Source organism: Bacillus sp. X1(2014) (assembly GCF_007678255.1).
In genome coordinates, this window is the sequence record NZ_VEED01000009.1 from 70,889 (window position 1) to 88,891 (window position 18,003).

Sequence of the window (18,003 nt, forward strand, 5' to 3'; positions counted from 1 at the left end):
TTAAACAGAATTAGCTAATTAAACATGATTGTAATGAATATCAACTCTTTTTAAAACAAGAAAATTCCATATCTGTCATGGGACAGATACATAGGAGAAAATACATGACAACAAAATATAAAGCTATTTTAGAATGGGTGAAACAACAAATAGAGGATGAGCAGTTAAAAACAGGTGATAAACTGCCTTCAATTCGGCTGCTCGCTGAACAATTTCAATGTAGTAAAAATACGGTTGTAAAGGCATTACTTGAATTGGAACAACAACATATTGTCTATGCTAAACCTAAGAGTGGCTATTACGTTGTTGATTATTACCAAACACCTAGTCCACACGAAAATGATATTGATTTTTTATCTGCTGGTCCGGATAAACGGATCATGCCTTATGAGGACTTTCAGCATTGCATGAACCAGGCGATTGACCATTATAAAGAACAATTATTTACTTATAGTGAGCAACAGGGACTTTTTTCTTTACGAAAGGAACTTGTGAAGTATTTACAACATTTGCAAGTATTCACGAAACCTGATCGACTTGTTATTACTTCTGGCTCACAACAAGCTCTTCACATTCTATCCATCATGCCGTTTCTGAATGGGAAAAAGAATGTATTAATTGAGCAGCCCACTTACTTTGGGATGATAGATACTTTACAGCTTAATCAGATTACAACATTAGGAATTAAATTAACAATGGAGGGTATTGATTTTGAAAGGCTTGAAAACTTATTTCGAACCAATGATATTAAATTCTTTTACATCGTTCCAAGATGCCATAATCCACTTGGGCATCATTATACAAATGAAGAAAAGAAAAAAATCGTTGCTCTTGCAGAAAAATACGATGTATACATTGTAGAGGATGATTTCTTAGCAGAGTTAGATACGGATTTAAAAGCAGACCCATTGTTTGCGTATGAACCTAACGGAAGAGTTATTTATGTAAAGAGTTTTTCGAAAGTATTTTTGCCAGGGCTGCGTATTGCCACTGTTGTACTCCCTGAAAAAATGATTTCCACCTTCGTAAGCTATAAATTTAGCACTGATTTCACTTCATCGCCACTTTCACAAGGAGCATTAGAAATCTATTTAAAAAATGGTATGTTTCAATATCATTTAGAAAGCGTAAAAAAATTGTACTTAAAAAAAATGAAAACACTATTAGAAGCCTGTACATTGTATTTACCGAACTATGTACAATTCACAAAGCCAAAAAGTGGTTTTTATCTCACCATCTTTTTGCCTTCACATATAGATGTCGATAAATTGATTTACCTATTACAGGAAAAACATATTTATGTGGACAACGCTTCAAGAATGTACCTAGCTGAAAACAAACAGCAAGCAATTCGATTAAGCATTTCACAAGTAAATGAAGATAAGATTAATCTCGGTATTCAACAATTAGCAAGATATATAATCGATATGTGTGAAAAAAAGAAATACAATCCATTCTCGTTTAAATCCTATCATTAAGGTCGATTCTAAATAGGGTGTTACCATTATAAAGGCAACACCCTTTCCTGTTACTCCGCCACCCATTTTGATTGTACGGCAGATAAAATTCCCAATTTAGCCCCCTCATCTTTCATTACCCGAAAAGCTGTATCATCTTTTCACGCTGGTTTGCCCTTATTTAAGGTTTATTTCTTTTTATATCAATCCATTCATCTTGCCTTAAACTTAATCAATGATTAAACGATCAATTAAGACAACGTCTTTACTTTCACGAAACGTCCCGGCGGATACACCAACGGCTTTGCGGAATACTTTGTTGAAATAGTTGGCATTTGCATACCCTACCTGGGCAGCAATGTCTGTTACAGAGGAACTCGTTGAACGTAGAAGCCCCGCTGCTTTTTGAATTCTGATTTTGGTAAGGTAATGCACAGGTCTCATGTTTAGTTGTTGTTGAAACTGCTTAATAAAGTAATATCTTGAGAAACCGGATACGGCCGCTATTTCGTCGAGTGTGATTGGTTCATGATAATGTGTTTGGATAAAGGATAAAGCTTCTGTTATCTGGAGAGAGAAACCTTTCGTTGCTTTTTCAATATTCCTTATGAAACGATAACACTCCATAATAAACTCATAAGCTTTTGCAGAGGCATAATAGGCATCTGTAATCTTTTGATCATATGTTTCTTGATAGATTTTCAGCAAAAGCTGGATCAATTTTGAAACCGGAGGAACTTTCAAGACAGGACCACTCTGTTCTTTCATAAACCGCCAGCAATCGGCGGCTTCTCTTCCCACTAATGTAATAAACATAAACTCCCATCCCTCGCTATCCTTTGGAAAGTAATAACGATGATTGCTAGGAATTTCGGCAATTAATGCTTCTCCTGCCTTCACTGTATAACTTTTATCCCCTATCTCAAATCTTCCCGATCCTGACAGAGTGTATTGAAACACATACGTGCCGACGTCTCTTCGCTTTAACCCATGCCAATCATAAAATTCACCGGGTATTTTCTCCTCCCGGCCTAGCACGAAAATGTTTGCCACGTCGTTAGGAAGTACATCTTGAAAACGAAAACCGTACGTTCCGTAATCAATTCGATAGGTAGTCCCAGCTTCACTTTATAGGAGGTAAACATGAGTAAATTTATCTTTCTCTTCACTTCATAGCGTTAAGTGCAACCCTAGCAGCTTCGGCAATAAGGGTATTGTTATAGGTGGCATTCTTTGTATCCCGACTAGATAGAACTGCGATGACAATGGGAGCTCTATTCGGAGGCCAAACAATCGCAATGTCATTCCGCGTTCCATAGCTTCCTGCCCCGCTCTTATCATCGACTTTCCAACCTGTTGGTGCACCAGCACGAATCAATGCATCTCCGGTTTTATTTCCCTGCATCCAATCTGTCAGGATCTTACGTTTATCCATAGAGAGCAAGTCGCTAACTGCGTAAGCCTTGAGGCTCGTAGCAAGTGATTTTGGTATGCTTGTGTCACGTGTATCTCCAGGAAGTGCTGAGTTCAAATCCGGCTCGTAGCGATCAACCTGGGTAACGTTATCGCCAATTTGCCTCAGTGCTGTTTCAAATCCCTTAGGGCCTCCCAGTTTCTCTAATAAAAGGTTCCCTGCAGTGTTGTCGCTATATCGGACAGCAGCCTCAATAACTTCCCTAAGAGTCATCCCGGTATCTACGTGAAGCTGTGTGACGGGTGAATATGAAACTATGTCCTCGCTATTGTATGTGACTAACTCGTTTAGTTGATCAATTGAGTAATGCTTCAGCAATGCACCAGCCGCTAGAGCTTTGTATGTAGATGCGTAAGCGAACCGATCATGAGGCCGATAGGATACAGTCCGATTTGTACCTGTATCGATAGCATAGACTCCGAGCCGGGCGTCAAATTTGCTCTCGAGTTCAGCAAACTCACGGTGTATATGGGGTACTGGTGTTTTCCTGACTGCCTTTTCGGGCTTGTCGGAAAGGTTATTGGTGGTCATCGACCAGCCGGCAAGAGGTACAATTGCAACCACTAGCATAAGTAGGGCGAATATAAGATTATCTATGTTAAAAATATCATGTTTCCTCAAGATCTTAACCTCTTTCTATTAATACTAGATGTCTGGAAAATAGAATAAGCGAGTTTAATCATAATGTTTTAATTACCCCCGCGGCTATTAACCAGCAGATTCTACAAATTGTGTGTTACACTCAGATTCATTTCCATTATTTATGGAACGAAAAATTTATTCCGTTAGCAGCTTATTTAATCATGTTCAATATCATTTTCATAACTTTTACTGCCCTGAAATGCTGGGGGAGAATTTCCTCCTTTCTTTAATTTGACGCATGTGTAATATTAGATTACAAAAAATACTACATATGTAGTATTTAACCACGCATGTAATACTACACGTGTAATAAAAAGATGTCAATATTATTTTGTTGTCAGCTGTCCTTTTTCATTAAGGTCAAAATATGCCCGAAAAACCCGCTGGCTGATGATATTAGCTGCACTGTGTGGCGAAGCATAACCATCACGGTAGGCATTAGGTACAATAACGGCAATAGCAATCTCGGGATCATTGAATGGAGCATAACCAGCAAAAGAAAGATTCCAAGTCTTCACCCCATTTTTATAGGATTCCGAGGTCCCGGTTTTACCTGCGGCATTGTAGGGTTCGTCTTTAAAATAACCTCTCGCCGTTCCTTTGGAACCATGGGTAACCAGCCAAAAACCTTGTTGAACCCGATTTAGCATCTCCTCACTCATATCCACCTGATTCAGCACCATTGGTTCGATTTCATCGATCACGTTGCCCGGTTCATTGCCATTCTTATTGGATTCCCGAATCTCCTTCACCAATTGGGGCTTCATTCGGTATCCTCCATTAGCAATCGTTGTAATATACTGGGCAATTTGCATCGGTGTATAGGTATCTAATTGTCCGATGGCAATTTGAAAGTAGGTGCTAGTATTGGTTCCTTTAATTCCTGCCGTTTCATTATTAAAACCAATTCCGGTCGGAATGCCCAAACCAAATTGGTTGAAATAATAGCGGATAGTTTCAATTTTTTTCGGATTAATATTCAATGTGCCATTGGGTATATACTTGCCGCCCATAATTTCTATCGCGGTTTTCCACATATAAACGTTTGATGAACGCTCTAATGCCTCTAATTCGTTAATTCTGTTCATGACTTGGTAAGAGGAAAAGGTTCCCGACCCCTTAAATCGCATGACCTCATCCAGCTCGGTTTCCCCGAAATCCCTGACACCCGTTTGGTATCCGGTTAATACGGTGGCGCCCTTTACAACGGAACCCTGTTCAAACGCATAAGTGAAGGTTCCCGGTGTAAAATCGGTAAACTCCCTGGACTGCCTGTTATACACTTTGCCTGACATTGCAAGAATGCGGCCTGTTTTCGGTTCCATCGCCACAACAAAGGCAGTGTCAAGCGTATCCGTATGCGGCTTTTGGATTGCACTGACTAATTCTTCCTGCATAATTTTTTCCACTTGGACTTGGAATTCCATATCAATGGTCAGAACAAGATCCTTACCGCTCTTCCCTTCCGTCACAGTCTCTGTACTCACCACATTTCCATTTGTATCTGTCACCGTTTTCACTTTTTCCTTTTGGCCTTGCAACACTCCATCATAAAGCTCTTCAATATAGCTTTTCCCGACGCGGTCATTCAATTTGTACCCTTTAGTCGTATAGTATTCCACCTTATCAGCCGGAAGGCCTTCATCTGCACTAGTTACTTCCCCTAGCATATTCCAAAACGCTTCCCCGTATCTTCGGCCCCTCTTCCAATCAGTCGTGACATCTACGCCTGGCAGATTTTCCATATTTTCATTGACCTTCGCATATTCTTCCTCTGTTACATTTTCATTTTTGATCATCGTCGGGGTTAATGCGATAGCGGAAGAAAGTTTCCGATAGATGGCTGCTAGATTTTTGTCCATTGCCTGGAGATCGCTTTCTGAAATGCGGTTCAGTTTTAATTGATATAAATCCTTGTCATTCAGCTTTTCGTGTTTGTATAATTTCTCCTCATTCTTTGTGATTAAATCCATGCCATTGTTGTTATGTACCAACAGCCAGATATCTTTCAAATCCCGATCGGTTACTTTATTAATTTCTCTATCAGTCATGACCAGAAAGGTATTTAACTTTTTGGCCAGTTCAAGCAAATCACCTGGCTGCGGATTTTTAGGCGGTGTATAGACTATCGCCTTTTCCGGTATATTGTAGACAACCAACTTATGATTCTTATCATATATTTTTCCACGCGGAACTGAATAGCTGACAGGAGTCACATCTGTCTTCTCTGCCTGAGCCGCATAGGTTTCCCCTTTGATAATTTGGATAACGCCAAGGCGGAGAATCAGGATAGAAAAAAGAACAAAGATCATGAAAAAGAGACCATTCAGTCTCCATCGGATTGGATTTTTTACTATATTTTCCTTCTGCCTTTTCTTCTTCAAAACGCATCAGCCCTTTCATATTGGAAAGTTTATGTACAAGGTTACCAAAATACTACAATTGTAGTATTTAGTCCGAAAAAAGTCCCAAAAAGTTGGGGTATCCTTTCTGGGGTTAATTATTAATATATCTTTTTATGATTCAGGATCTGCTTAGCTATCTCCGCTGCCTTGCTTCCTTGCGCTTCCCCATTCATGTTTTGAATATTAATGGCAAAATAAAAACGATTATCACCTTTATCAACAAAGCCAATAAACCAGCCATTTACATTCTTTCCATTAATCATGCCGGTTCCCGTTTTACCATACAACCGTCCATTCTTTTGGACATCGATTAACATTGCCTTTTTTACCGCTTTGATATTTTCATCTTTAAAATCCCATCGATTTTCTTCTAATTGGTATAATAATTGTACTTGTTCAATGGGTGATATTTTTAAGGAAGATTCCATCCAGTAACTATCCAGATTCCCTGAAAGATCCTCATTCCCGTATTTTATTTTGTGAAAATAATCTTGCAGCTGCTTTCTCCCTACCTCCCGATCGGTATTTTGGAAATACCAATTAACGGAACGGCCCAAGGCAGTCGCTAAATTTTGATTTTGATTCCATTCTGAATAGGGATAAACTTTCCCGTCCCAAACCTGTTCATTGTTATTCTCGGAAATCACATTGGATTCCAATGCAAATAAGGCAGAATATATTTTATAGGTGCTATCAGGAGAAATCCTCTGTTCACTCATCTCTCGATTATAAATTCGATATTGGTTTTTAGAGGGTTCATATAAAACAAAGCTTCCCTTGTACCCCTTAAAATAGGAGCTTAGATCTTCATAGACCGCATTATTGCCGCTAAATCGATACATATCATCTGAGCTGGCAATAACGTTTGTGATTGGAGCAAGCAATAGCACAACAATTCCTAAAACAGAGCAGATGGCCTTGCTTTTCCATTTCAATAAAAGAGAGTCGCTAGAGAAACTTGCAATGCACTGGATTCTTTGCGTGATTTGTTTTTTTGTACCACCTATACCTGGAGCAAAATGTTCAAGGGTACGATTATATTTTTTATCCGCAAACCGAATGATGGTATGCCCATATTCAATATATCCGCCCTCATCCAAGAGATTTAATACAGAAGCATCACAGGCTAATTCCCTATCGAATCGAATCCTTTTTAAGGCATACCAAACGAACGGGTTAAACCAATAAATTATACGAAACAACCACATGACGTAATTCACGAAAAGATCCTTGCTTTTATGATGGTACAGCTCGTGCAAAAACACATACTTTAATTCATTTAAAGAGAATGCTTCTCTCGTTTTACTTGGTAAAAAAATATAGGGGTGAAAAATCCCCACCGTGATTGGCGAGGTAATAAGAGACGTCTCCCGCAGCCTTATGTTTCTTTTCACCCCAACCAACTCTTTGCACGCTTCTAATAGTTCATTTAACTTTTGGTTATGAACAGCCGCAGCTGACTTTTTCATCTGATAGATTTGATAGTTTGAATAAACAGCAGCCACAACAAGAATAACCACTCCAATGATCCACACTGTAGAAAATGTATGGTAAACGAAATCGGGCGTTGACTTGTTTACCGATACCGTGAAATCATGTATTAAATCACTGTTAGACGCCTGAGAGGCATCCACTCCATTAATTCTTTTACTATTCGATGGTTCGTCTCTATGAAAAAAAAGTAGGCTTTTAAAATAGCTCGTTCCTGTACCAAGGCGAAAATAATTCCAAGGTATAAAGGTAGCAAGGAATGGAATGCAAAGAAAATACCAAATATGATAATGTGCTTTCACCGTCATATGATTGTTTAATAGCTTTTTGATTAACAGAATGATGAAAATAAGAAGGGATACCACGATTGTACTAACTAAAATTCGCAGCAACATGGTATCCATTATTCTTCTCCTTTCTTGTCTCTCATGGATAATATTTTCTTTAATTCCGAAATATCTTCATTCGATAACTTATCATTTTCTATAAAATTTAATATCATTGAATTTATCGTGCCACCGAAAAACTGCTGTAGAAAGGAATTACTTTTTTGCTCAACATACTCGTGCTCTTCAACTAGTGAAGAATAAATAAACACTCTCCCATCTTTTCTTGCGTGCAAAGCCTTTTTCTTAACTAGGCGCGCCAGCATGGTGTGAATGGTATTTGGCTTCCAATCACTTCTATTCGATAATTTCTCCACTACCTCAGGAGTCGAAATCGGCTCAAAGTTCCATATAACCTTCATCACTTCATATTCTGCTTCTGATATTTGTGGAATATCTTTCATGATAGCCCTCCTACTTTTACAACTGTAGTATTTATTATAGCAAGATGGTCCAAAAACATAAAGAAATAGTCGTGACTTTAGCTTATGGTAAATAATCCCCTTTGCATGCTGAATTTGTTACAAATTCCTCTTTGATCTCTTTCAGTAGTAATTGACATAAGATTCTCCCAAACCTTTTTCACTTAAAAATTCAACAGAGATTGCCCACGTCCATTCTTTCACTAAGCTGCCCCATACGTAATATACGTCTTGTCAGTTCAGAACGTACAGGTGTAGCCAATGTTAAGTGTTCCTTCTTTAACAAACCTGCCCCGTTATCTTTAAATGTAATGTTCACAGCGTCCATTACCAGCCCTTACGATGACACAAAGAAGTAATATGTGCAAGATGATGTCGCCCGTGCCAAGCGTAGATTCCTATATTTTTACCTACTGAAACTTCACCCGAATCTGGGTGGATAAATGTCTTTTCTATATCAACTGGACTTAGACTACGTAATAGGTTTGTCCAGCGTTGGTGTAATGCTTCGAGCAGAGAAAGTGACATATTAATTGGTAATTTATAATCTGAAAGTTCCGCCCATTTCGTCTCGTCGTATGGCTTAATTACAGGTTTTTCTTCTGTAAGAGCCAATTTAAAGCGAACGTAGGCATTCATATGACTATCCGCAAGGTGATGTATTACTTGTCGAACAGTCCACCCTCCAGAACGATAAGGTGTATCAAGCTGTTCATTATCTAATTCTTTTACAGCATCTCGTAATAATCTTGGTAAACATTCAATCTCATTTATCCAATCCTTTGTAATGCTGCTAGTAATCTCACCATTAAATTGAAATTTTCCAATAGGATATTTCATATCCATCTACTTTTCCTCCTATATAGCCCCTTGTAATTTTTTTGGCTAACTAAATGAAATGTTTAAAAATATGAATTCTACATCATTTCCTATAGTTCCTTTAAACCAATAGAGGTTTTACCTAAACAGCTCGTTAATCCAATAAGAAAAACAGCCTAAATGCAGCTGGATCTTCAACTCATGCCCCCAATTGATATGGACATGATAAAAAAACTGAAAACTATTCGGAATGACTTGTTTATTCTTCAACTAATTGCCTTTGGAGTTGCTAAAGTTAATCAAGGATAAATGGATGGTTTATGACGATCCATTTTTTATTGCCTTTATTAAGCCACGTTAGTACCATAAGAAAACGGGATAGCCGCAGCCATCCCATCTTTAACATAAGCAACGGTTATTTTAAATGTACTCCTTCACAAGCTTTATTTTAAGAAAACTCGATTTATCGTTATACCACTGCAAATGAAGGTTATCCTGTCTTTATGTTTAATATTATCTTTAGAGCAAAACCGATTATCAATCCAGGAATAACACACAGCATTGGAAACCACACCGACCCCAATAATACCCCAAAAACTTTCACTTGTGTTGAATACATAATTCCTACGGTCACAAGGAATGCCGAACTAACGAAGGCAAAATAGGAATAAGGTAGTTTTCCTCCTCCAGCATCCTTAAAGGCATCCCACATCGCAAAGAAGTATAAACAAGGATAAAACATAAGCCATTGATAATTTGCTTGTGAGACCGCCCCTTCAATATTTCCAATAAAACTCAAACGGATAATTTCATTAAAGTTTGCCATCACGTTTATTACAAACTCTAATCCAATAAATAAAAAGCCTTTAAAAAGTCTACCGTTTAATATTTGGGAAAAACCAGGTAAGGCTATACTCCACAAAATACTCTCAATTATTTTATCTTTTTTCTCCACCTTATTTACATCATTTGTTCTTTGCCAAGTCTTCATGGTTTGTTGCCAGAGGAGGTTGCTCCATCCACTCATTTTCTATTAAAAGATTTATGCCATCTTCAGCAAGCAGCCCCATTTCTACAATCATTTTGGAGTAATTTACTGACAAATCCCTCCGCTGACACATTGACATTGCTTCACCATAATACCCGATAGCCGAGGATAGTAAGGTAGTTATAAAAACCATCATTAGTTTATCGGAAAAAGGAGGTATTGTTGAATCAGTTACCTCGGAATCAAAAGTCCTTGGAATATGTAAATTATCTTCTTTTAACATCGAGGCTAGGATTTCTAAGTGACTTTGGCACACATGTCTAGCCCTATCCATATATTTTCGGACATCTTTAGATTGTGCAACCTGACTAAATCCCAACTCTAATACTAATTTTGTCATTGTTTTTTGCATGTTAAGATAGGTACCACTCACTTCAACTGCATTGATAGGTCTACGTTTTCCAAGCCAGCCTGTTAAAAAATTTTGTTTTTTTATAAACTCAACTTTCTGGTGATTGTTAAAAGTAGGCGGTTTGCTAACAATTCCTTTATTTACAAGAACATTAGTAGCTATATCATACAATTCCAGCGATTCAGAAATAACTTGCTTAAAATACTTCCTTTGATCTTCTCTAATGGCACACCCTATTGCACCCGCATATCTAGTTAAGCCGTGAATAGACATTATTTGAATAAAAACACTAATATAAGTATCTGTAAATAAAGCAGGTGCCTCTAGTGTTACATCATCATCTGTAAACCCTTTAGGGATTGGATAATTTTCTTTCGTTAAGAATTCCTTTATCTTTTGAAGGTGGCTTTCCGATAAATCAAGGGCAAATTGAAGCACCTCACTAATGTCTTTATCTTGTACAGTATTAATAAAATAGCGAATCATACAGCGTGATAAACTGTCATTCAGATATTGTGACCAAAGGTTTGCAAGTTCCGAAGAACTCAACTTGCTACTATGGTTAATGGGTTCCAATTTTTAGACCTCCTACATACTTGTCTAACATAGTTTATCCTGTAACTAGTTATTAATTACGGCTAACAATACACCAATGACAATAATAAAAATGACGAAATATTTACTTGCTGCTTCATGGAAAGCCTCCCACTCAGGTCCCAATACTTTTCCCAGAGTAATAAAACAAATGCCCCATAGAAATACACATATATAAGAAGGTATGATGAATTTTCGAAAAGGCATTTTAGATATTCCGTATATATAACCGGTAAAATGCCTAATCCCTGGAATGAAATAAGCAAAAACTAATAATTTACTGCCTGAGCGTTCAAACCAAGCAGAGACTTTTATATATCTTTCAGGTCCAAGATGGATATATTTCCTTATTTTTCAATAAGTTTATACCCTCCAGCCCTCCCAATCCAGTATGTTACTGTAATTCCGGCACCCCCTGATATAAAAAAGGTTAGGAGTGCAAAAAGGTAATTCATTTTCCCCTGAAAAACAAAATATCCAGCGTAACTCATTAAGAATTCACCAGAAATGGGCAAAGCCATGAGTTCAAGAAAAATACCTAAGAATAAAATCAGGTAACTGTGTTGTTCAAATAAACTTATTAAATATGACATACAAATGCCTCCATTATTATCAAAAAAGCTACATCTATTGGTTTATAACCTTCCATTTTGTTCTAATTCAATGTAGCACGATAAATGAATGAATTCGCCATTTTAATGGATTCTTAATTATGAATTAATAGAAATAATAGATTTATGGCTAAAAACAAAAAAGCTATCCCCTTTGCGAAAGGTTACTAGCTTTTTCAAATGAATCTAAATTAAAATTTTTTTACTTTAATTGGGCTCACCATTAAAACAGCAAGAATAATGGTAAACCAAGCATTACTATATGAAAAGAACCCCATTGCAGCAAGTGGCAATCCAGCCGCAGGAATAGGCAATCCTTTAAAATACCCTATGGTTGGTTTTACATTAAACTTGGCTAATCTTAACGCACCCAATAAGGGGAAAAGGATAAATGCCAAAGAGGTTAAAATGGACGGTGCAGCAATTGTATGAAATAGCAGCGCAGGAGCAACACCAAAACTAACAATATCCGCTAAGGAATCCAATTGTACACCTAATTCACTGTTAACTTTTAATCCTCTTGCAATCCTTCCGTCAAGTAGATCAAAAATAGCTGAAATGAAAATTAACATGGAGGCTACTTCTATAAAGCCACTCATATTACAGGTAATGGAAAGAACCCCGCACAATAAATTTCCCATTGTAAATAAATTGGGCACTGCTTTTGCTACTTGACTAAACAAGGTAATCCCTCCTGACATATTTAATTAGGATTTTCTATATATATCCTTCCGTTAATTCTTTAAACCACATTTTGCATTTTAATGAAATATTGATGTTTTTTAGGGGAATATACAGAATTATTTTATATCATTAACTTGCCCAATTTGATGGAAGTACCATTCTTGAATTCACTATAAAAAACGATAAAGTTATTTGGGTTAAGGTATCAGCTAATAACATCTAAAAGGCTTGGAGGAAACGTCCAAGCCTTCTTTTATATGTTTATGACACTTATTTTATCTCCTTTTTCTTGATTAGGGGAGTATCATTTTCTTCTATTACCTGAAACTTCTTTAAGATAACAAAAAAGGCTTCCATACCTCTTGTATTGTATTGGAGCCCCCTTGTTTATTGAATTAAGCGTTTAAATCATAACGTTCGCCTGTCACAAGGTAAATGACATGTTCCGCTATGTTAGTAGAATGATCAGCAAGCCTTTCAATGTAGCGGCATATGAAAGCTAACTGTGTAATTTGATTGGTATGATCGGGAGATTTCTGTATATACCCCATCAGTTCCTTAACCAATCTTCCGTACATTTCATCTACCTTGTCATCCTTCTGTGCACATTTTCTTGCAAGATCTACATCCTCTTCAAGGAATGCCTTTAAAGAATCACCTAACATTTCTAAAGCAAGATCCATCATCTTTGGGATATCAACGATTTCCTTTATATGTTTCTCTTTGCCAATATGTATGGTTGATTTTGCAATGTTGACGGCATTATCGGCAATTCGTTCAACTTCGGACGAAATTTTTAAAGCAACTACGATTCTTCTAAGGTCTTTTGCTACAGGGGATTCCTTTGCAATTAAAGTAATGGCCTTATTGTTAATTTCATGTTCTAAATCATCAATCACTGTATCATTAGTAAGGATTTCATTGGCTTTATCCAAGTCTTGATTAATAAGTGAATGGATACTATCTTTTATGGCATTTTCCGATTTCTGGGCCATATCCATCAACATATCTTTTAATTGTTTTAAATTATTATCGAAATTTAATCTTGTAATCATGATTTTTCACTCCTTTAACCAAATCTTCCCGTAATATATCCTTCCGTACGTTCATCCCTTGGGTTTGAGAATATCCTTGAAGTCTCGTCCAGTTCAATTAACTCCCCCATCAAAAAGAAAGCAGTTTTATCCGAAACCCTGGAGGCTTGCTGCATATTGTGTGTCACAATAACAATCGTATATTTTTCTTTTAGTTTTAAGATTAATTCCTCTATTTTTAACGTTGAAATTGGGTCCAGGGCTGATGTTGGTTCGTCCATTAACAAAACATCCGCTTTTGTGGCCAGGGCTCTCGCTATGCACAACCTCTGCTGTTGTCCTCCGGAGAGTCCTAGAGCAGGGGCACCTAAACGGTCCTTTACTTCATCCCATAATGCAACATCCATCAATGATTTTGTAACAACCTCTTCAAGATGAGTTCTTTTTTTGATTCCATGGATTCTTGGGCCATAAGCGACATTATCAAATATCGATTGCGGAAAAGGATTTCCTTTTTGAAATACCATCCCCACGTTTTTCCTCAGTTCGACCATATCGATTCTATCATTTAATATATTTTGACCATTATAATTAATTTCCCCAGTCATCCTTACCTTTGGGACATAATTAATCATCAAGTTCAACGTTTTGATAAAAGTAGATTTTCCGCATCCGGAAGGACCAATAATAGCGGTTACTTCTTTTTTGTTAATGGGAAAATTTATTTTCTTTAAAGCCTGATGCTCTCCATAATATAGATCTAAATCATTTATTTGAAAAACCTGTCTATGCACAGATATTTCGGACATAGTACGCCCCCCTTTTACCCGAACCTTCCTGAAATATATTCTTCTGTCTTTGTTTGTGAAGGGTTGGTAAAGATTTTTTCTGTTAAATCATATTCAATCAAATCACCGCTAAGGAAGAATGCTGTTTTATCCGATACACGAGAGGCTTGCTGCATATTATGTGTTACGATAATAATGGAATAGTCCTTTTTTAAATCCACGATCAAATCCTCAACCTTTGCATTAGAAATAGGATCAAGTGCAGAGGAAGGTTCGTCAAGAAGCATTACAGTTGGTTTCATGGCAATCGTCCTGGCAATGCAGAGACGCTGCTGCTGTCCTCCCGAAAGTGCAAGGGCTGATTTATGAAGACGGTCCTTTACCTCTTCCCACAATGCAGCCTTACGCAAGCTTTCTTCAACAATACCATCAAGCTCACTTTTCTTTCGGATTCCTGCAAACTTTAATGCATGCGTAAGATTTTGGTAAATAGATTTTGGAAACGGATTTGGCTTTTGAAAGACCATCCCTATTTCTTTACGTAAAGCGACAACATTAATTTGTTCTGATAAAATATTTAGATCCTCATAAATAATTTCCCCTTCAGCTCTTGCTCCAGGAATTAAATCGTTCATTCTGTTAATGCTTCGCAGGAAAGTCGATTTTCCGCAGCCAGATGGTCCGATAAGCGCTGTTACTGAGTTTTTTTCTATATCTAATGAAATCCCATTAACCGCCCGTTTTTCTCCATAGAAAATTTCTAAGTTTTTGACTTGCAAAATATTCGTTTTCTGGACGTTCTCTTTGCTTTGTTCCACATTCGTTTCAACCGCTCGTTCCTTAGTAGCTGTAACCAAGATTCTCACCTGCTTTTTATTTTGTTGCTGTAATTTTTCGGTGTATCAAACTGCCAATCCATCTTGCCAATAAATTAAAGATTAAAACGGAAATGACTAAGACGGCGGACGAACCGCTGGACACCTCTTCGACATCTGGTATTAAGCCTTGAGTATTGACAGACCAAATATGAACGGCCAATGTTTCCGCCGGCCGAAAAATATTTAATGGGGATCTATCTGAAAATGGATTCCAATTTGCATAATCAAGCCTTGGTGTAGATAATCCTGCTGTAAACAAAAGGGCAGCCGCTTCCCCAAAAACCCTTCCGGAAGCAAGGATAATCCCTGTTAATATGGTTGGAAATGCACTTGGTAATATTACCGTTTTTATCGTATGCCAATGGGTAATCCCCAAAGCAAGGCTCGCCTCTTTTAATTCACGAGGAACAGTTCGGATTGCGTCCTCACTTACTCGTACTATAACGGGTAAGTTGAATACTGTAAGGGCGAGAGCACCTCCTAATATGGAATAGCCCCATCCAGTAAGATTAACAAACATTAATAAACCAAACATACCGATAACGATTGAAGGGAGAGATGCCAAAACTTCCACACAAGAACGAATGAAATCCGTCACCTTGCCGGGTTTTGAATACTCTGCCATATAAATTCCTCCGCCTACTCCTAGAGGTACAGCAATCAGCATCGTAATAAACAGGATATAAAACGAATTGAATAATTGGTCACGGATTCCTCCCCCACCTCTAACATTGCTTGATGGTGTGGTTAAGAAAGAAAGGGATATGTTTTTTAGCCCGTTGACTAAAATATAGTAAAACAAACCAACAAGTATAGAAATAATAATGATCGCTATTAAATAAAATACAAAAGACGCAATTCGATCAGCAGACTTGGCATTCATTTCATTTTCCTCCTTGAAGATAGATAACGGATAAAGAGGATAAATGCAAACGACATGATTAATAGAATTAATCCCATCGACCAGAGAGTGTTATTTTCTACACTCCCATATGTTGTATGACCCATGTTCAACGTAATAATGGTTGTTAAGGTAGCAGAAGCTTCTAACAAACTTGATGGTAATGTCTTCACATTCCCAATGACCATCTGAACAGCCAATGCTTCCCCAAACGCTCTCGCCATACCAAGTACAATGGCAGTAAGCAGCGATGGCAATGCTGCAGGAATCAACACTTTCCTAATCGTTTGCCAACGGGTTGCTCCTAATGCATAAGAACCTTCTCTTAATGGCTTTGGCAAGGAACTCATTGCATCAGTGGCAATGCTTGTTACGGTTGGTAATATCATAATCGAAAGCACAATCGTTCCGGAAAGCAGACTAAATCCCAGGCCTCCAATATGTTCCCGGATAAATGGAACTAAAACGGTAAGCCCAATGAATCCATAGACAACGGAAGGAATTCCGACAAGTAACTCAATTACCGGCTGCAGGACCTTTTTCCCCCAGGACTGAGCAATTTCTGTCATAAAAATGGCGCCGCCAATCCCTAATGGTGCTGCAACAAGGGCCGATAAAAAGGTCACAGCAAAGGAACCAAAAATAAAAGGTAATGTTCCATACTTCGGATTAGCTTTGTTAGTAGGGTCCCAGCTCTTACTGGTTAAGAACTCAATTACATTGACACCATTCTTAATGAAGGATTGCAGCCCTTTTGTAGTTAGAAAAATAGTAATGGCAATAGTTGCGGAAATCATGATCACCGCACATAAAAGAACAAGGACTTTTCCTCTGAATTCCCCGCCCGCTCTATCTTTAGCTGATTTTAGTAGTCTTTCTTTTGCCGGAAGCAGTTTTTCCATAATGCACAAACACCCCTGAATTACGTTATAAGGGTAAATGTGTTCGTACATTTACCCTGTTCCCACCTACGTTCTCATTATTTATTTGTTTGATTCCCTTTAGCGTCACGTTCCACCTGCATTTTTGTGACGGGTAGGTACCCTTGGTCTTTTAATAAGGTGTTTTGAACGTCGTCTGACATTAAATAGTCCAAGAATTCTTTCGTTGCCCCACTTGGTTCACCTTTTGTATAAGAATGTTCATAGGCCCAAATAGGGAATTTACCGGATTGTACATTTTCATCAGTAGGTTCCACTCCATCAATCGACAGCGGATTTACCTTATCATCAGTGAAATAAGAGAGGGCTAAATAACCAACGGCACCTGCGGTTTCATTAACGATTTTTTTAACAGTATTTGAGGAATCCTCGGTAATCCCTTCCGCGGGTGTTGCACCATCTAGACCGAACTTGTTAAATACGGCACGAGTACCGGAAGCATCTGGGCGGTTAACTAAGACGATTTTTTGATCTTTACCGCCAACGTCTTTCCAGTTAGTAATTTTCCCAGTAAATACTTTAATCAGATTTTCTTTTGAAATGTCTTTAATCCCGACTCCAGGATTAACTGCGGCAGTAATACCAACAACGGCTATTTTATGATCGACTAATTGATCTGCAGGGATCCCTTCTTTTTCTTCTGCAAATACATCGGAGTTACCTATTTGAACGGAACCTTCCGCAACCTGCGATAAGCCTGTACCAGATCCGCCGGCATTCACTTGAATATCCACATCCGGATTGTTCGCCATAAATTCTTCCGCTGCAGCTGCAATGAGTGGCTGCATGGCAGATGATCCTGAAACAACTATGGAACCAGATACTCCTTTGTTAGCGGTGTCTCCACCGTTATTCTTATCATTGCCTCCACCGCATGCAGCGGAGAAAACTATTAAAGCTAACATCGTCATCCATAAACTAATTTTTTTCATATTCATCATTCTCCCAAAAAAAATTTAATTTCATATTTAGAATGCCTTCCGGGGTTTTTTTTATTAATAAAATTTGCTAAAAAATTGCATGTATCAATTGTTTATAAACAACAAAATTAATAAGAGATAGTATGAGCACAAAAA

The 18,003-nt window shown here is 37.8% G+C and carries 18 protein-coding genes and 1 pseudogene; 1 reads left to right on the top strand and 18 read right to left on the bottom strand.

Annotated elements, in window-relative coordinates:
- Window positions 1–104: 104 nt before the first annotated feature.
- Window positions 105–1,478 (top strand): aminotransferase-like domain-containing protein, encoded by a 1,374-nt coding sequence (locus tag FS608_RS17220; RefSeq protein WP_144553222.1) that lies wholly within the window; start codon window positions 105–107, stop codon window positions 1,476–1,478.
- Between the two features lie 207 nt (window positions 1,479–1,685).
- Here FS608_RS17220 and FS608_RS17225 read toward each other — a convergent pair whose 3' ends face one another.
- The 18 genes and pseudogenes from FS608_RS17225 to FS608_RS17300 form a co-directional block, all read right to left on the bottom strand.
- On the bottom strand, window positions 1,686–2,510 hold the full coding sequence (locus FS608_RS17225) for an AraC family transcriptional regulator (RefSeq protein ID WP_260871722.1): 825 nt from the start codon (window positions 2,508–2,510) through the stop codon (window positions 1,686–1,688).
- A gap of 112 nt (window positions 2,511–2,622) precedes the next feature.
- Window positions 2,623–3,501 carry a class A beta-lactamase gene (bla, locus tag FS608_RS17230; RefSeq protein WP_144553493.1) on the bottom strand — a complete coding sequence of 293 codons (879 nt, stop codon included), beginning with the start codon at window positions 3,499–3,501 and terminating at the stop codon, window positions 2,623–2,625.
- Between the two features lie 398 nt (window positions 3,502–3,899).
- Window positions 3,900–5,885 (bottom strand): peptidoglycan D,D-transpeptidase FtsI family protein, encoded by a 1,986-nt coding sequence (locus FS608_RS17235; protein WP_260871723.1) that lies wholly within the window; start codon window positions 5,883–5,885, stop codon window positions 3,900–3,902.
- A 191-nt stretch (window positions 5,886–6,076) separates the two neighbouring features.
- Window positions 6,077–7,873, bottom strand: a complete 1,797-nt coding sequence (locus FS608_RS17240) for a BlaR1 family beta-lactam sensor/signal transducer (RefSeq protein ID WP_144553228.1) — start codon at window positions 7,871–7,873, stop codon at window positions 6,077–6,079.
- Window positions 7,873–8,259, bottom strand: coding sequence for a BlaI/MecI/CopY family transcriptional regulator (locus FS608_RS17245; protein WP_144553231.1), 387 nt, complete (start codon window positions 8,257–8,259; stop codon window positions 7,873–7,875). Before FS608_RS17245 ends, FS608_RS17240 begins: the two co-directional genes overlap by 1 nt.
- A 190-nt stretch (window positions 8,260–8,449) precedes the next feature.
- Complete coding sequence (locus FS608_RS30385; protein WP_186328784.1) at window positions 8,450–8,605, bottom strand: hypothetical protein; 156 nt, start codon at window positions 8,603–8,605, stop codon at window positions 8,450–8,452.
- Entirely contained in the window at window positions 8,605–9,123 is a 519-nt protein-coding gene (locus FS608_RS17250) for a YfiT family bacillithiol transferase (protein WP_144553233.1), read from the bottom strand. The genes FS608_RS30385 and FS608_RS17250 overlap by 1 nt, the downstream gene beginning before the upstream one ends.
- 463 nt (window positions 9,124–9,586) lie before the next feature.
- Complete coding sequence (locus tag FS608_RS17255) at window positions 9,587–10,087, bottom strand: hypothetical protein (protein WP_144553235.1); 501 nt, start codon at window positions 10,085–10,087, stop codon at window positions 9,587–9,589.
- A complete protein-coding gene (locus FS608_RS17260) occupies window positions 10,062–11,072 on the bottom strand; it encodes a DUF3231 family protein (RefSeq protein WP_144553237.1) in 1,011 nt (336 codons plus the stop codon). The genes FS608_RS17255 and FS608_RS17260 overlap by 26 nt, the downstream gene beginning before the upstream one ends.
- Before the next feature lie 207 nt (window positions 11,073–11,279).
- Window positions 11,280–11,441, bottom strand: a pseudogene (locus tag FS608_RS31330) (DedA family protein); the annotation flags it as partial.
- Complete coding sequence (locus FS608_RS31335) at window positions 11,438–11,683, bottom strand: DedA family protein (protein WP_260871724.1); 246 nt, start codon at window positions 11,681–11,683, stop codon at window positions 11,438–11,440. The gene FS608_RS31335 and the pseudogene FS608_RS31330, both read right to left, overlap by 4 nt.
- 209 nt (window positions 11,684–11,892) lie before the next feature.
- Window positions 11,893–12,402 (bottom strand): CDP-diacylglycerol--serine O-phosphatidyltransferase, encoded by a 510-nt coding sequence (gene pssA / locus FS608_RS17270; protein ID WP_395947784.1) that lies wholly within the window; start codon window positions 12,400–12,402, stop codon window positions 11,893–11,895.
- Window positions 12,403–12,780: 378 nt separating this feature from the next.
- Window positions 12,781–13,440, bottom strand: coding sequence for a phosphate signaling complex protein PhoU (phoU, locus tag FS608_RS17275; protein ID WP_144553241.1), 660 nt, complete (start codon window positions 13,438–13,440; stop codon window positions 12,781–12,783).
- A 14-nt stretch (window positions 13,441–13,454) separates the two neighbouring features.
- On the bottom strand, window positions 13,455–14,228 hold the full coding sequence (pstB, locus tag FS608_RS17280) for a phosphate ABC transporter ATP-binding protein PstB (RefSeq protein WP_144553243.1): 774 nt from the start codon (window positions 14,226–14,228) through the stop codon (window positions 13,455–13,457).
- Between the two features lie 14 nt (window positions 14,229–14,242).
- The gene (gene pstB, locus FS608_RS17285) at window positions 14,243–15,025 is read right to left on the bottom strand and encodes a phosphate ABC transporter ATP-binding protein PstB (RefSeq protein WP_222127376.1); all 783 of its coding nucleotides are present in this window, start codon (window positions 15,023–15,025) and stop codon (window positions 14,243–14,245) included.
- Between the two features lie 55 nt (window positions 15,026–15,080).
- Entirely contained in the window at window positions 15,081–15,968 is an 888-nt protein-coding gene (gene pstA, locus FS608_RS17290) for a phosphate ABC transporter permease PstA (RefSeq protein ID WP_144553246.1), read from the bottom strand.
- The gene (gene pstC, locus FS608_RS17295) at window positions 15,965–16,888 is read right to left on the bottom strand and encodes a phosphate ABC transporter permease subunit PstC (RefSeq protein ID WP_144553248.1); all 924 of its coding nucleotides are present in this window, start codon (window positions 16,886–16,888) and stop codon (window positions 15,965–15,967) included. The genes pstA and pstC overlap by 4 nt, the downstream gene beginning before the upstream one ends.
- 77 nt (window positions 16,889–16,965) lie before the next feature.
- Window positions 16,966–17,865 carry a phosphate ABC transporter substrate-binding protein gene (locus tag FS608_RS17300; protein WP_260871725.1) on the bottom strand — a complete coding sequence of 300 codons (900 nt, stop codon included), beginning with the start codon at window positions 17,863–17,865 and terminating at the stop codon, window positions 16,966–16,968.
- Between the last annotated feature and the right edge of the window lie 138 nt (window positions 17,866–18,003).

Excerpts from the sequence above, each read along its gene's own strand:
- FS608_RS17220 (WP_144553222.1), top strand. The coding sequence starts at position 105 with ATGACAACAAAATATAAAGCTATTTTAGAATGGGTGAAACAACAAATA.
- bla (WP_144553493.1), bottom strand. The coding sequence starts at position 3,501 with ATGCTAGTGGTTGCAATTGTACCTCTTGCCGGCTGGTCGATGACCACC.
- FS608_RS17235 (WP_260871723.1), bottom strand. The coding sequence starts at position 5,885 with ATGATCTTTGTTCTTTTTTCTATCCTGATTCTCCGCCTTGGCGTTATC.
- FS608_RS17240 (WP_144553228.1), bottom strand. The coding sequence starts at position 7,873 with ATGGATACCATGTTGCTGCGAATTTTAGTTAGTACAATCGTGGTATCC.
- FS608_RS17245 (WP_144553231.1), bottom strand. The coding sequence starts at position 8,259 with ATGAAAGATATTCCACAAATATCAGAAGCAGAATATGAAGTGATGAAG.
- FS608_RS30385 (WP_186328784.1), bottom strand. The coding sequence starts at position 8,605 with ATGGACGCTGTGAACATTACATTTAAAGATAACGGGGCAGGTTTGTTA.
- FS608_RS17250 (WP_144553233.1), bottom strand. The coding sequence starts at position 9,123 with ATGGATATGAAATATCCTATTGGAAAATTTCAATTTAATGGTGAGATT.
- FS608_RS17255 (WP_144553235.1), bottom strand. The coding sequence starts at position 10,087 with ATGAAGACTTGGCAAAGAACAAATGATGTAAATAAGGTGGAGAAAAAA.
- FS608_RS31335 (WP_260871724.1), bottom strand. The coding sequence starts at position 11,683 with ATGTCATATTTAATAAGTTTATTTGAACAACACAGTTACCTGATTTTA.
- pssA (WP_395947784.1), bottom strand. The coding sequence starts at position 12,402 with ATGTCAGGAGGGATTACCTTGTTTAGTCAAGTAGCAAAAGCAGTGCCC.
- phoU (WP_144553241.1), bottom strand. The coding sequence starts at position 13,440 with ATGATTACAAGATTAAATTTCGATAATAATTTAAAACAATTAAAAGAT.
- pstB (WP_144553243.1), bottom strand. The coding sequence starts at position 14,228 with ATGTCCGAAATATCTGTGCATAGACAGGTTTTTCAAATAAATGATTTA.
- pstA (WP_144553246.1), bottom strand. The coding sequence starts at position 15,968 with ATGAATGCCAAGTCTGCTGATCGAATTGCGTCTTTTGTATTTTATTTA.
- pstC (WP_144553248.1), bottom strand. The coding sequence starts at position 16,888 with ATGGAAAAACTGCTTCCGGCAAAAGAAAGACTACTAAAATCAGCTAAA.
- FS608_RS17300 (WP_260871725.1), bottom strand. The coding sequence starts at position 17,865 with ATGAATATGAAAAAAATTAGTTTATGGATGACGATGTTAGCTTTAATA.